The following is a 13474-nucleotide window of genomic DNA, read 5'->3' as shown; positions in this document are numbered from 1 at the left end:
GTGGGCCGGCACCGGCGGGAACGGCTACCCCGCCGGTGCCGGCAGGGTCAGTTCGAAGCAGCAGCCGCCGGAGACGTTGCGGACGTCGGCCCGGCCCTCGTGGGCCTCGACGATGCCCCGGACGATCGCCAGGCCGAGGCCCGCCCCCGAAGGAGGGGTACGTGCCGGGGCACCGCGCCAGCCGGTGTCGAAGACGCGCGGGAGGTCCTCCTCGGGGATGCCTCCACAGGCGTCGGTGACCGAGAGCACCACGGCGTCCGCGCGGCGTTCGGCGGCGATCGCGACGGTGCCGTCGGCGGGGGTGTGACGGATGGCGTTCACGAGCAGGTTGGAGAGCACCCGGGTCATCTCCTTGCCGTCCACCTCCACTGGCAGCGGTGCGACGTTCTCGCCCGCCAGGCGGACGCCGTGTTCCCGGGCAAGGGCGTCGGCGCCGGCCAGGACGTCTGCGACCAGGTCGTAGAGGGACATCCGGGTGGGACTGAGGGACAGCGCGCCGGCGTGGATGCGGGAGAGCTCGAAGAGGTCGCCGACCATGGAGTTGAGGCGGTCGACCTCCGTGCGCATCTGGCGGTGGTAGCGGGCGGGATCGGCCGCCACGCCGTCCTCCAGCGCCTCCGACATGGCGCGCAGCCCGGCCAGCGGGGTGCGCAGGTCGTGGGAGATCCAGGCCACGAGCTCGCGCCGCGAGGTCTCCAGGGCGCGCTCGCGTTCACGGGAGGCGGCCAGCCGCTTGCTGGTGAGGGCGAGTTCGCGACTCAGGGCCGCGAACTCGGCGGGGGCGGCCCCGACCGGGGGCGTGAACGAGCCCCGCTCCCCGAAACCGCGGGCCGCACGGACGAGTTCCCGGCATCGTCGTACGACCTGGCGGCCGAGGAGCAGCGCGGTGGCCAGCGACACGGCGGCCGCCATCGCGACGACCGTGGTCACCACGGCCAGGTCGTGGGAGGACAGGAACATCGCCCACGCGACCGCGAGCGTCCCGGCGAGCATCGCGGACACGGCGACGGCCGCGACGACGGCGAGGGACACCGCGAGGCTCCGGTGCCTGAGGACACGCAGCGCCACGGCTCCCAGAAGCCCGGCGGTGCCTGCGCCGAGGAGGGCGTACAGGGCGATCAGCAGCAGGTCACGCACGGCCGGCCGCCGTCTCGGCAGGCCACGCGGCCGGGCTCGCCTCGAAGCGGTAGCCGACGCCCCAGACGGTCTGGATCAGGCGCGGGCTCGCCGGGTCGTCCTCGATCTTTCCGCGGAGCCGGCGGACGTGGACGGTCACGGTGGACAGGTCGCCGAAGTCCCAGCCCCAGACCTCGCGCATCAGCCGCTCCCTGCCGCAGACCTGCCCCGGGTGTCGCAAGAAATAGGCGAGGAGATCGAACTCCCTCAGGGTGAGGGCGACTTCCCCTCCGTTCTTGGTGACCCGCCGCGCAGCCGGGTCCAGGGACAGACCAGCTGCGGCGAGGCAGGGCTCACCTGCCGGAGCGGCGGTCGTCGCCCGGCGCAGGACGGACCGTACGCGCAGGACGAGCTCTCGCGGGCTGAAGGGCTTGGTCACGTAGTCGTCCGCGCCCACCTCCAGGCCGAGGATCCGGTCGTCTTCGTCGCCGCGCGCGGTCAGCATGATGACCGGGACCGGCGAGGAGCCGCTCTCCTGTACTCGCAGCCGGCGGCAGACCTCCAGCCCGTCCATGCCGGGCAGCATCAGGTCGAGCACCATGAGGTCGGGCCGGCGCTCTTCGGCTGCGCGCAGCGCCGCCGGCCCGTCGGCCGCCAGGCGGACCGCGAACCCGGCCCGCTCCAGATAGCCGGCCACGACCTCCGAGACGGTCGGATCATCGTCCACGACGAGAACCCCGCCCGGCGCACCGACCTCATCGGTGCCGTCGGGACGGTGCCCTTCGTACGTGCTCGCGCCATCGCTCACTGCCATGGCTCCAGGTTGTCACCCGGCTGGGCCCGGGGGTGGCGTGGATTCCCCTCCTCCGGGATGGCGTCCGCGTTTCGTAAGGACTGGAAGGCCTTTTTCGCGCTCCTCGGTTCCTACGGTGTGGAGGGTGACTACATCTGCTTGCGCACCGCCCCGCGCGGACCTCGTACTGCCGTGCCTCGACGAGGCCGAAGCACTCCCCTGGGTGCTGGAGCGCGTGCCCGCCGGATGGCGGGCCATCGTCGTCGACAACGGGTCGACCGACGGCTCCGCGGAGATCGCCCGCAGCCTCGGGGCGACCGTCGTGCACGAGAGCCGGCGTGGTTTCGGTGCGGCCTGCCACGCCGGGCTGCTCGCGGCGCGGGCCGACCTGGTCTGCTTCTGCGACTGCGACGCCTCCATGGATCCGGGGCTGCTCGCCCCGATGGCCGCACGGGTGGCATCGGGCGAGGCCGACCTGCTGCTCGGCCGCCGCCGCCCGCAGGGGTTCGGGGCCTGGCCCGCTCATGCCCGCGCCGGGAACCTGGCCCTCGCGCGCATGCTGCGGCACCGCACCGGCCTGCGACTCCACGACCTCGGACCGATGCGGGTGGCGCGCCGGGAGGCCCTGCTCGGCCTGGGGCTGACCGACCGGCGCAGCGGCTACCCGCTCCAGATGGTGGTGCGCGCCGCGGACGCGGGCTGGCGGGTCGCCGAGACGGACGTCCCGTACCTTCCCCGCACCGGAAAGTCGAAGGTCACCGGGACTTGGCGGGGCACCTGGAACGCCGTACGCGACATGCGACGGGTCCTGTCGGAGCCGCCCGGCGTCGCATCGTCCGAACCGGCCGGGAAGGTCTCCGTATGAGCACCCTCCTCGTCATCGCCAAGGCTCCCGTGGCGGGTCGGGTCAAGACGCGTCTCACGCCGCACTTCACGCCGCAGCAGGCGGCCGAGCTGGCACTCGCCGCGCTCGAGGACACCCTTGCGGCCGTGCTCGCCACTCCGGCCGGGCGCCGCGTCCTGGTGCTCGACGGACGGCCGGGGCCCTGGGTGCCCGCGGGCATCGACGTCGTTCCGCAGACCGCGGGCGGCCTCGACGTCCGGCTGGCCGCGGCCTTCTCCCACGTCGACGGACCCGCCCTGCTCATCGGCATGGACACCCCCCAGGTCACCCCGGATCTCCTCGCCCGGGGACTCGACTTCAGCAAGACCGACGCCTGGTTCGGCCCGGCCGACGACGGCGGGTTCTGGGCGCTCGGCCTGTCCGAGCCCGACCCGGCGCTGCTCCTCGGTGTCCCCATGTCGGTCGCTGGGACCGGGCGGGAGCAGCGCCGACGGCTGACCGCGTCCGGGCGGGCGGTACGGGACCTGCCCGAGCTGTGCGACGTCGACACCCCGGCCGACGCGGCCCTGGTCGCGGCCACCGAACCCGGCACCCGCTTCGCGACCCTCCACGCCGGCCTGTGCGCGGTGACGCGGTGACCGCGCAGCTGGCCGAACCCGCCCTCGCCTGGCGGGCCGACCCGTATGCCGAGGCGCTCCGCTCGGGCCGTGGACCGCTCTACCTTCGCCGCGACGACGGCTGGCTGCTGCCTCTGGAGGTCGAGCGGTGGTGCGCCGAACCCGACGCGGCCGACGCCACCGTGCTCGACCGCTGCCACGGTCCCGTCCTGGACATCGGCTGCGGACCCGGCCGGCTCGTGACCGCCCTCGCCGCACGCGGACACCGGGCTCTGGGCGTGGATGTCACCCCGGAGGCGGTGGCCCGCACGGTCCGCGCGGGAGGCAGCGCCCTGTGCAGATCGGTCTTCGATCCCCTGCCTCGTGAGGGCCGCTGGGACACCGTGCTCCTCATCGACGGCAACATCGGCATCGGAGGCGATCCGGTCGCCCTGCTCCGCCGCGCCGCCAGGCTGGCCTCACCGACCGGCTCCCTGCTGGTCGAGGTGGCCACAGCCGAGGTCGACGAACGCGTCGAGGTCCACGTCGACAACGGCCGCGGCGGCCGCGGGACGCCCTTCCGGTGGGCCCGGCTCGGCACGCGGGCCCTGTGCGCCGAGGCCCCGGAGGCCGGCTGGACCCGCGCCCTCACCTGGCGGGCCGCGGGCCGGAGCTTCGTGGGCCTGCGCCGCTGACGATGCCTGTGGAGTGGGGGCCGACGCCGGACACGCGTCGGCCCCCTTCCACAGCGGCCCCGGCTCACCGCCGCCGAGCCGCCCGTCGCAGGCACGCGCGCGCCGCGACGTACGCAACCGAAGCCAGGGCGACGACCGCCATCGCGAGAAGCCAGTTCCGCGCGTAGTCCAGCGGCAGGACCGTCGCATTGGCCACGCCCTCGGGGCGCAGCAGCGGTGGCAGGGCGACCGCCGTCAGCGCGCCCGCGACGACCAGCGCGGCGCGTGGCACTCCACGCAGGCGCAGACCCGCCGCCGCGGCGAGCGCGCCGATCGCGAGGACGAGCGGTGCGATCAGCCCGTCGTGCACGAGGAGCCCACCCGCGAGCCACACGCCGACGCGCCACGGCTCCGGCTGGTCCAGTACCAGGGCACCGCCGAAGGCCATCAGGACGAGTCCACTGCCGCCCAGCACGTACCGGAACACCATCACAGCACCTCCAGTCGGCCGACCCACTTGGTCTGGAGCACTCCGGGCCGGTTCGGGGCGATGATCCGCGCCGGATAGCCGTGATCCAGGGAAAGGACCTCTCCGTTCAGGCCCAACGCCAAGAGGGTGAGCGGGTCCTGGGCGTACGTACGGCCCATCTCCGTCATGCGGTACGCGCCCGCCGCCTCCAGTGACACCACACGGCACCGCGCTCGGGGGCCGCCGCCTGCCCGGTCCAGCAGATCGCGCACCCGTACCCCCTTCCACGAGGCGGCTTTGCTCCAGCCCTCGACGCATGCGAGGGGCAGGCTCACCTCGTACTGCGGCATCGCGCGCAGTTCCTCCAGGGTGAGGCTGTACGGGCGTGGTCCGGCGACGGTCAACCGCCAGTCGGCCAGGGACGCCTCGGTGACGCGGGCCGCGGCAGCTGTGCGGTTGATCGGCAGTCCCTGCGGCCCGTGGCCGGGACTGCGCGGGCCGAACAGCTCCAGGGGTCCGAGCGCAGTGACGGACTGGCCGACCGTCGTCAGCGTCACGGCACCGACCCCTGCCCCGATGGCCGCCAGCAGCTGACGACGGTCCGGTCCGTCGGCGGCCGGCAGGGAAAGGGTCCCCGGGGAGCGGCGGGTGAAGTGGTCGCGGATCCTGGGCCATTGCACGGCGACGTGGAGCAGCAGGGATCCCAGCAGCAGCCAGCCGACAGCGTAGTGGACCGGTACGAAGGAGAACGGCCAGGGGTACCACTGGTACGTGTTCAGCAGCCCGGTGACCAGCTCGAAGATCCCCGCGGAGACGAGTACCGCCACCGAGAGGCGTTCCAGCGCGTGCCGGACCGACCGGACCGGCGGCCACGCGAAGAGCCTGGGGTAGACCGCCCACAACTTGGCCGCCAGCAGCGGGATCGCGGCGATTCCCGAGGCCACGTGCAGCCCCTGGGTGAGCCGGTAGCCCCAGTACGGGCGGCTGGGCAGCCGGTCGGCGAGCAGGCCGGGCGGGTGCTGGAGGTAGTGGCTGAGCACACCGGTCGCGAAGCAGACGACGACGGCGAGCCCGAGCCCGCGACCGATCGCGGTCGCGGTACGGCCATCGTGCAGACGCGCCGTGAAGGTGATCGGCGGTCCGGGAGGCGGAGTGAGGCGCATGAGCCCATGACACCCCCGGCAGGGCCCCCGTAGGTGATCGGAACACCTTACGAAACACGGACGCGCGGGGCGCCCGACCGTGTTCGAGGGCCCTTCCTGGAACGCTGCGGAGGTGAATCCACGCACCGCTCTCACCGCAACGGTCCTCGCCGCACTCACCACCGTCCTCGTCCTCACCCTCCGGTACGACGGCTACTTCGCCGACCCGGGCGGGCTGTTCCGGTGGTACGCGGCGTGCTGGGTGCTGTTCGCCGGCGCTCTGGTCGCGCTGCGCCGGGTTCCGTCCTCGCATGTCGTACCCCTGCTCGTGGCCGGCGCGCTCGCCGTCACGGTGACCGGTCTTGTGGCGCCGCCCCGGACCAGCACCGACGCGTACCGGTACGCCTGGGACGGCCGCGTCCAGTCGGCCGGGATCTCCCCGTACGACCATGCCCCTCAGGACCCGGAGCTGGTTCGGCTGCGCGACGCTTGGCTCTTTCCCACCGGGGCGGCCTGCGGCGGCCCGGACCGGGCCCGCATCCCCCATGCCGGCCCGGTACCGCACTGCACGCGACTCAACCGGCCCGCCGTGCGTACCATCTACCCGCCCGTCGCCGAGACGTACTTCCTCACCGTCGACCGACTCTCTCCGGCGGGTGCCCGGCACAAGCCGCTCCAGATCGGCTCGGGCCTGATCTCCCTGGGCGTCACCGGAGCGGTCCTGCTGATCCTGCGCCGCAGGGGCACGGATCTGCGGCGGGCCGCCTACTGGGCCTGGTGCCCCGTCGTCCCCATCGAAGCGGTCAACAACGCGCATGTGGACGTCCTCGGGGCGCTGCTGGCCGTGATCGGCCTCGGGCTCGTCGCCGTCCTTCCCGACCGCAGATCGGCCGGCGGGCTGGTCATCGGCGCCGCCATCGCCGCCAAACTCATGCCCGCCGTCGTCCTGCCGGGGGCACTGTCCGGAGTCCGCCGGGTCCGCAACGCGGCCGCCGTGCTGCTGCCCGCCGCCGCTTTCGTCGCGCTCGCCTACACGCCCTACGTCCTCGTCTCGGACGGGTCCGTCTTCGGCTACCTCGGTGGCTACGTGGAGGAGGAAGGCTACGACGACCCCGCCGCCGGATCCCGGTACGCGCTGCTCCGCCTGGTCCTGCCCGACAGCTGGGCACTCCCGGTGGTCCTGGTCAGCATGGCGGGCGTGTCCCTGTACGTGATGCGACGCGGCGACCCGCGCCGCCCGTGGAGCGGCGCGCTGCTGGTCACGGGCTGGGCGTTCGCCCTCCTCACGCCGGGCTATTCCTGGTACGCGTTGCTCCTGGTCGCCCTCGTCGCGCTGGACGGACAGTGGGAATGGCTCGGCTTCGCCCTGGCCGGGCCGGCCGTCTACGTATTCGGCGGGGTCTTCGACCACCGGCAGCCGACGGCCGCGATCGCGTACGGCCTTGCGGCCCTCCTCGTCCTCGCGGCCGCTGCGGTGCGACGGCGCCACGGAACCGGAACGCGTCAGCCCGAGGGCGTCTCCCTCCAGGCATCGGGGCCGGAGACGCCCTCCTCGGCCCGGACGGTGAGCCGGCCGACGTAGTGCTGCCGGCCCTCGGCGTGCGCGGTGCATGCCTCCGGGGAGGGGAGTCCGCTGTGTACCAGGCGCAGCGAGGTGCCCTCGGCCGTGGGCTCCAGGGTGATCCCACCGGGGCACCCCAGCGGCTTCGCCGCACTCGCCGCCCCCGTGATGGCGTCCGCGATGTGGCGAGCCCAGAGGAAGGACCTGGCGCGCCTCATCGGCGCCCCGGAGCGCCAGGGTCCGAGCAGCGGAAACCGTCCGCGGCCCTGTCACTTGGGCGGAAGCGTGCTCGCGAAACCCACGGCCGTCGTGATCCAGTGGTCGAGGACCCGGTCCTCCGCGAGCGCGGGGCCGCCGACGGTCGCCCAGCCGCGCCTCGGCCTGCCGGTGAAGTCCATCGGGTGGGCCAGGGCCGCCTCGGCCCGCCCGGGGCCCACCAGCTCGTCGCCGACCACGCCCACGGTCATGTTCCCGCTCAGCAGGAAGGCCAGGCCGCCGAAGATCCGCTTCTCGGTGAGGTCCGGCCGCTCACCGCGGCCCTCCCTGATCCGCTGGGCCAGCCCTTCGCCGTACGTCATGGAACCCACTCTTCCGCGCGCCCCGACAACGCGCCCTGCGGGCGTGGCCGTCAGCGGGCCGGTCCCGAGCCACCGGCCTCGCCGTCACCGCACGGCTTCGCGTGCCCGTCACTCGCGGGGCGCCGCTCGTCCTCGGAGGGCCGATTCACGCCACCTGCGGACGACGAGGATCGCTGCGGAGGCGACGAAGAGCGCAGCCGTGATCAGCAGCCAGCGCTCCAGGAACCCGTCGGCCGGGAGCCCCGTGTACGCGGTGTAGTGGTCGACCCTGCCCAGGATCAACGGCCACCAGACCAGCAGCAGAAGGCCCGAGACGAAGAGGGGAACACGCACGTGGTTGACGCCCGGCCTCGGCAGATCCTGCCCCGGGATCTCCGGAAACAGATGCTGCACGGCACGGTCGGTCACCGCGTACAACGGGAGCAGCACGAGGTCGTGCAGAAGTGCTGCCCCGACGAACCACAGGGCCACGCCCAAGGTGTCTCCCTCCAGCAGTCGCACACCGGCATAGGCGGCGAGGGCGAAGGAGGCCAGTACGAGGAGCAGGTGGAGCGGGGAGGCTCCGTAGCGGCGGCGGAGGGCGGCCATGAGGCTCATGCCGGCTCTCCGAAAGTGATCCGGGTGACCCATTTGGTGTTGTGGACGCCGGGGGCTCCGGGGACGATCACCCGGGCCGGGTAACCGTGGTCCTCCGAGAGGACGGCCCCGTTGACGCGTACGGCCAGCAGTGAACGGTGATCGCGTACCTGGTTGTCCCTCAGCACGACGGAGCGGAACGCCCCTCCCCGCTGTACCGATTCCACCAGAGCCCGTGGCGTGTCCGTACCGTGTCCGACCAGTGCGGCCAGGTCGGTCAGCCGTACGCCGCTCCACAGCTGGTCGGGGGTCGACCAGCCCTCGACACAGGCGATGGGCAACGCCGCTTCGTGTTGCTCCATGGCCAGGAGCGCGTCTCGGGTCAGCACGACCTGGCGGCCCGCGCTGCGCACGGTCAGCCGCCAGGCGGGGCCGATGTCGGTGGGCCGGATCCCGACGGATGCCGCGGTCTTGTTGATCTGGAAGCCGTTCGGTCCTGAACCGGGATCCCGGCCGTGCGGGGCGAGCAGCGCCGTCTGGCGCCACCAGCCGCCCACGCTCTGCCCGGCCGTCACCACGAACAGCGCCAGGGAGCCGAGTCCGACCATGCCCAGGGCGCCGCGCCGGGAGATGGTCGGCGGCGCCGGCCGGGGCGACATGAGTCCGGCCGCCTCCTCCGTACCGGCTTCCGGCAGCTCGCGTCCGTACCTCACCGCGCGGAGGGCACGCGGCAGCCGGAAGGCCACGTGGACGACGAAGGCTCCGATCAACACCCACGCCCCGTAGAAGTGCAGGACGTAGAAGGAGCCCGGGAAGACGTAGTGCAGCTGCACGTTGAGGATGCCGGTGGCGAACTCGAAGCCGGCACCGCCCACCAGCAGGAGCAAGGACAGACGCTCGATGCCGTGGCCGACCGACCGCACGGGCGGCCACTGGAACAGCTTCGGGATGACCGACCACAACTTCGCCAGCAGGACCGGCACGAGGACGACACCCAGGACCACGTGCACGCCCTGGTTCACCCGGTAGAGCCAGTACGGCGAGGTCGGCCAGGAGAACAGGTAGAAGCCGAGCCACCCCTTGTCCGGTGTCTGGTCGTTGACCGGCGACAGATCCGGGTTGTACGCGGCGTACGACACCAGACCCGTCACGAACAGCAGCGTGATGCCGACCAGTAGCACGAGCCCGAGCACGGCGGTCATCCACAGCCCCCGCAGCGGGCTGCGCCAGAACTCCGGACGCGACGGCCCCGGCGGCGGCCCCGACACGACAGCGCGCAGACGCGTCAGTGGAGCCGTCCGCTCCGGGGGCTCCGACAGCGCGCGGGACGGGGGCTCGGGCCGATTCCCCTTGCCGTCGCCTGCCTCCACCGGGACACCTCCGCACACGCACAGTCGCCGGGACGAACATCCCGCACCGGAGACCGCGCCGGGTCCATGACACGCCCACACGAGGCCCCCTTGCCCTCCCATGGGCGCCGGGATCGCGCGCCCGGCGCGGGGCCCATCCGCGCAGGGAGGTGAAGATCCCGGTGGGGACCAGACCTGTCGTGCACAGCCGATCCGCACGACCCGCAACATCATCAGTCACTTTCGCTGCTGAAGATCCGGGCTGCCAGGAGCCCGGCGAGGACGGCCCACGGGACGGCTGCCCGTCCGGAACACTCCCAGCCCACTGTGCCGAGGACCAGGGCCGTGGCGGCGGCGACGGCCAGGAACCGCCGCCGTCGGACGCGGACCACTCGCGTCGGGCACTCCCGGGCTCCCTCATCTCGCGGATGGCTGTGCGGATGACGAGGATGGCCACGACGACAGCCGTGCCGAGAAGAGCCGGTCCCTCGTCCTCCATGGTCACCGGCTGCCGCGCGCTGACCCGGTCTGATAGATGTCCGGGATGCCGTCCGCGTCCTCGTCGCGCTCTTCGTCTTCCCAGAGACGCTTGTAGAGGCGGTTGCGGCGGCGCAGGAGTACGGCGGCGAGGGCGGCGGCCGTGAGGGAGCCGATCAGGACGGCGGCCTTGATGTGCTCGGCCTCGGTGGCGTTCGGGAAGGCGAGTTCGCCGATGAGGAGGGCGACGGTGAAGCCGATGCCCGCCAACGTGGCGAGTCCGAAGACGTCGGCCCAGGCGAGGTCGGGGTTGAGCTGGGCCCGTGTGAAGCGGGCGGCCAGGTAGGTGCCGAGGAAGATGCCGAGGATCTTGCCGACGACCAGGCCCGCGAAGACTCCGAGGGGTTCCGGGTCGGTGAAGACGTGGGTGAGCGCGGCGCCCGAGATGCCGACGCCGGCGGCGAAGAGGGCGAAGAGGGGGACGGCGACGCCCGCGGAGAAGGGGTGGACGAGGTGGGAGACGCGGGCGCCCGGGGAGGCTTCCTCGCCCTTGTCGCGGGTGGTGCGCAGGATCAGGCCCATGGCGACGCCGGCGACGGTGGCGTGGACGCCGGAGTTGTACATCAGCGCCCAGACGGCGACGCCGAGCGGCACGTACCACCACCAGCCGCGGACCCGGAAGCGCTGGAGTGCGTAGAAGAGGACGAGTCCGGCGAACGCGCCGCCCAGGGCCCAGAAGCTGAGGTCGCTGGTGAAGAAGATCGCGATGATGAGGATGGCGCCGAGGTCGTCCACGACGGCGAGGGTGAGCAGGAACGCCCTGAGAGCAGAGGGCAGATGCGTGCTGATCACCGCGAGGACGGCGAGGGCGAAGGCGATGTCGGTGGCCATCGGGACGGCCCAGCCGTCCAGGCTTCCGCCGCCGGACGCGGCGACGAGGGTGTAGACGGCCGCCGGTACCGCCATGCCGCACAGCGCGGCGATCACGGGCAGGGCAGCCGTGGCGGGGGTGCGCAGTTCGCCGACGACGAGCTCGCGCTTCAGTTCGATGCCCGCGACGAGGAAGAAGACGGCGAGGAGGCCGTCGGCGGTCCAGTGGGCGACCGACAGGTCCAGGCCGAGGGCGGAGATGCCGAAGTGGAAGTCGCGTACGGACTCGTACGCCTCGCTGCACGGGCTGTTCGCCCAGACGAGCGCGACGACAGCCGCCGTGAGGAGGACCAGACCGCCGACCGTCTCGGTCCGCAGAGCCTCGGCCACCGCCTGGCGTTCGGGCCAGGGAAGGAGCCCGAAGACGGTCTTGCGGGGACGTGACTGCGTCATGGGGCGGGCCTCCGGGGATGTCGACAAAAGGGCACGCGGACCCTCGGACGCCGACCAGACTTCCCGGCACACCAGCGTCATCCCTTGACGCGTTGTTTACACCCTATCGGGCGCGCGGGAGCCTCACCAGGCGTCTCTCACCTGCTGGAACAAGGGTGAAAGGCCCTGCCCCACCAAGGCGCGAGGTGGGGGCAGGGCCCTTCGGGAGCCGGTCCGCCGGGGGGCGGTCAGACGGTGGTCCTCACCGGCTCCTGGTCGGCGTCCTCGCCGGAGTCCGTGTCGAGGCCGGCGTCGCGGCGCTTGACGAAGGCGAGGAAGGAGTTCAGCTCCCGCTTGACGACGGGGGCGAGGAGGTACAGGCCGATGATGTTGATGACGGCGAGCATGAAGAGCACCGCGTCGGCCATGTCGATGAGGGTCTGCAGGGTCAGCAGGGAGCCGGCCACCGCGAACAGGGTGTAGGAGATCTTGAAGGTCACCTCGCTGACCTTGCTGCGGCCGAAGAGGTGGGTCCACGCCTTCATGCAGTAGTAGCCCCAGGTCAGCACCGTGGAGATCGCGAACAGCATGACCGCGATGGTCAGGATGTACGGGAACCAGGGCAGCACGGTGGCGAAAGCGTCGGAGGTGATGGTGACGCCGCCGACGGACTCGCCGCCCTGACGGATCTCGACGTAGCTGGCCGGGTTGGCGATGACGATGGTCAGGGCAGTCATCGTGCAGATGACGACCGTGTCGATGAACGGCTCAAGCAGGGCGACCAGACCCTCGCTCGCGGGGTGCTTGGTCTTGACCGCCGAGTGCGCGATCGGGGCGGAGCCGAGGCCGGCCTCGTTGGAGAACGCGGCCCGCTTGAAGCCGATGATCAGCGCGCCGAGGACACCGCCGGCGACGCCCTGCGGGTTGAACGCACCCTCGATGATCGTGGAGATCGCGGCCGGGACGGCGGTGACGTGGACGGCGATGACGACGAGGCAGGCGGCAATGTAGATGCCGGCCATCGCCGGGACGAGCTTGCTGGTGACGGAGGCGATCGAACGGATGCCACCGAGGAGCACGATGCCGACCAGGGCCGCGATCAGGATGCCGAAGAACAGCGCACCGCCGGAGCCGCCCATCAGTCCGCTCTCCCCGCCGGTGACGGAGACCAGCTGCGCGTAGGACTGGTTGACCTGGAAGAGGTTGCCGCCGAACAGGCCGAAGAACAGCACGAAGAACGAGGCAAGCACCGCGAGGACCTTACCGAGGGTCTTGCCGTTCTTGCCGAAGCGCTCGGCGAGACCCTTGGGCAGGTAGTGCATCGGACCGCCGGAGACGGTGCCGTCGGCGTGCACCTCGCGGTACTTCACACCGAGGGTGACCTCGACGAACTTCGTCGCCATGCCCAGCAGGCCACAGAGGATCATCCAGAACGTGGCGCCCGGGCCACCGATGGAGACCGCGACGGCCACACCGGCGATGTTGCCGAGACCGACGGTGCCGGAGACGGCGGCGGTCAGCGCCTGGAAGTGGTTGACCTCACCGGCCGACCCCTTCTCGTCGTACTTGCCCCGCACCACGTTCACGGCGAGCTTGAACTTGCGCAGCTGGACGAAGCCGAACCAGCCGGTGAAGACCAGACCGGCGACGACGAGCCAGGCCACGATGAGGGGAAGCTCCGTACCCCCGACAGGGACGGAGTAGAAGACGACCTCGCCCAGCCACGTGGCTATGGGCTCGAAGAATCCGCTGACAGCCTCGTCGACGGACTGGGTGAAGGAATCGAGTGACACGGTGGGGACCTCAGTAACGCAGGGGCCGACGCGTGGGAGGACACGCCGGTGTATGTGCGGGCTTTGAGCGAACGCCGTTGTCCGATCGGCGACCCGAGGGGTCGACGTCCACAAACTCGGACAGTGATCACCGGGGTCGAGCAGGCCGGAGCTGAACCGGCCGTCCGCGAGGCGGCGAGGGGTGGTGCCACCTGCGGAGTTGCG

The 13474-nt window shown here is 72.1% G+C and carries 13 protein-coding genes; 4 read left to right on the top strand and 9 right to left on the bottom strand.

Annotation, left to right across the window (positions count from 1 at the left end; translation table 11 throughout):
- Nucleotides 1-24: 24 nt before the first annotated feature.
- Both ACIQFX_RS29370 and ACIQFX_RS29365 read right to left on the bottom strand, forming a co-directional pair.
- On the bottom strand, nucleotides 25-1137 hold the full coding sequence (locus ACIQFX_RS29370; protein WP_402469433.1) for a sensor histidine kinase: 1113 nt from the start codon (nucleotides 1135-1137) through the stop codon (nucleotides 25-27).
- Entirely contained in the window at nucleotides 1130-1930 is an 801-nt protein-coding gene (locus ACIQFX_RS29365) for a response regulator transcription factor (RefSeq protein WP_402469431.1), read from the bottom strand. The genes ACIQFX_RS29370 and ACIQFX_RS29365 overlap by 8 nt, the downstream gene beginning before the upstream one ends.
- Nucleotides 1931-2054: 124 nt before the next feature.
- Between ACIQFX_RS29365 and ACIQFX_RS29360 the strand changes: the two genes are divergently transcribed.
- The 3 genes from ACIQFX_RS29360 to ACIQFX_RS29350 are packed head-to-tail and all read left to right on the top strand — an operon-like array spanning nucleotide 2055 to nucleotide 4044.
- Nucleotides 2055-2774, top strand: a complete 720-nt coding sequence (locus ACIQFX_RS29360) for a glycosyltransferase family 2 protein (RefSeq protein WP_402469429.1) — start codon at nucleotides 2055-2057, stop codon at nucleotides 2772-2774.
- Nucleotides 2771-3391 carry a DUF2064 domain-containing protein gene (locus tag ACIQFX_RS29355; protein ID WP_402469426.1) on the top strand — a complete coding sequence of 207 codons (621 nt, stop codon included), beginning with the start codon at nucleotides 2771-2773 and terminating at the stop codon, nucleotides 3389-3391. Before ACIQFX_RS29360 ends, ACIQFX_RS29355 begins: the two co-directional genes overlap by 4 nt.
- Nucleotides 3388-4044: a class I SAM-dependent methyltransferase gene (locus ACIQFX_RS29350; RefSeq protein ID WP_402469424.1), complete on the top strand. Its 657-nt coding sequence runs from the start codon at nucleotides 3388-3390 to the stop codon at nucleotides 4042-4044. Before ACIQFX_RS29355 ends, ACIQFX_RS29350 begins: the two co-directional genes overlap by 4 nt.
- Nucleotides 4045-4108: 64 nt before the next feature.
- Here the strand turns inward: ACIQFX_RS29350 and ACIQFX_RS29345 are convergent, their stop codons facing one another.
- Nucleotides 4109-4513 (bottom strand): hypothetical protein, encoded by a 405-nt coding sequence (locus ACIQFX_RS29345; protein ID WP_402469422.1) that lies wholly within the window; start codon nucleotides 4511-4513, stop codon nucleotides 4109-4111.
- The gene (locus ACIQFX_RS29340; protein WP_402469419.1) at nucleotides 4513-5655 is read right to left on the bottom strand and encodes a molybdopterin-dependent oxidoreductase; all 1143 of its coding nucleotides are present in this window, start codon (nucleotides 5653-5655) and stop codon (nucleotides 4513-4515) included. The genes ACIQFX_RS29345 and ACIQFX_RS29340 overlap by 1 nt, the downstream gene beginning before the upstream one ends.
- 112 nt (nucleotides 5656-5767) lie before the next feature.
- Between ACIQFX_RS29340 and ACIQFX_RS29335 the strand changes: the two genes are divergently transcribed.
- Nucleotides 5768-7216 (top strand): glycosyltransferase 87 family protein, encoded by a 1449-nt coding sequence (locus ACIQFX_RS29335; protein ID WP_402469416.1) that lies wholly within the window; start codon nucleotides 5768-5770, stop codon nucleotides 7214-7216.
- Nucleotides 7217-7464: 248 nt separating this feature from the next.
- Here the strand turns inward: ACIQFX_RS29335 and ACIQFX_RS29330 are convergent, their stop codons facing one another.
- The 5 genes from ACIQFX_RS29330 to ACIQFX_RS29310 form a co-directional block, all read right to left on the bottom strand.
- Nucleotides 7465-7773: a TfoX/Sxy family protein gene (locus ACIQFX_RS29330; RefSeq protein ID WP_402469413.1), complete on the bottom strand. Its 309-nt coding sequence runs from the start codon at nucleotides 7771-7773 to the stop codon at nucleotides 7465-7467.
- A gap of 108 nt (nucleotides 7774-7881) precedes the next feature.
- Nucleotides 7882-8361 (bottom strand): hypothetical protein, encoded by a 480-nt coding sequence (locus tag ACIQFX_RS29325; RefSeq protein WP_402469958.1) that lies wholly within the window; start codon nucleotides 8359-8361, stop codon nucleotides 7882-7884.
- Between the two features lie 5 nt (nucleotides 8362-8366).
- Nucleotides 8367-9551 (bottom strand): molybdopterin-dependent oxidoreductase, encoded by a 1185-nt coding sequence (locus ACIQFX_RS29320; RefSeq protein WP_402469411.1) that lies wholly within the window; start codon nucleotides 9549-9551, stop codon nucleotides 8367-8369.
- A gap of 648 nt (nucleotides 9552-10199) precedes the next feature.
- Nucleotides 10200-11498 (bottom strand): Na+/H+ antiporter NhaA, encoded by a 1299-nt coding sequence (gene nhaA, locus ACIQFX_RS29315; RefSeq protein ID WP_402469409.1) that lies wholly within the window; start codon nucleotides 11496-11498, stop codon nucleotides 10200-10202.
- Between the two features lie 227 nt (nucleotides 11499-11725).
- Entirely contained in the window at nucleotides 11726-13270 is a 1545-nt protein-coding gene (locus ACIQFX_RS29310; RefSeq protein ID WP_402469407.1) for an alanine/glycine:cation symporter family protein, read from the bottom strand.
- Nucleotides 13271-13474 lie beyond the last annotated feature (204 nt).

Source organism: Streptomyces sp. NPDC093089, assembly GCF_044754405.1.
Classification (GTDB): domain Bacteria; phylum Actinomycetota; class Actinomycetes; order Streptomycetales; family Streptomycetaceae; genus Streptomyces.
The sequence above is the reverse complement of the archived record's forward strand: the minus strand, read 5'-3'. Positions and strand labels throughout refer to the sequence as shown.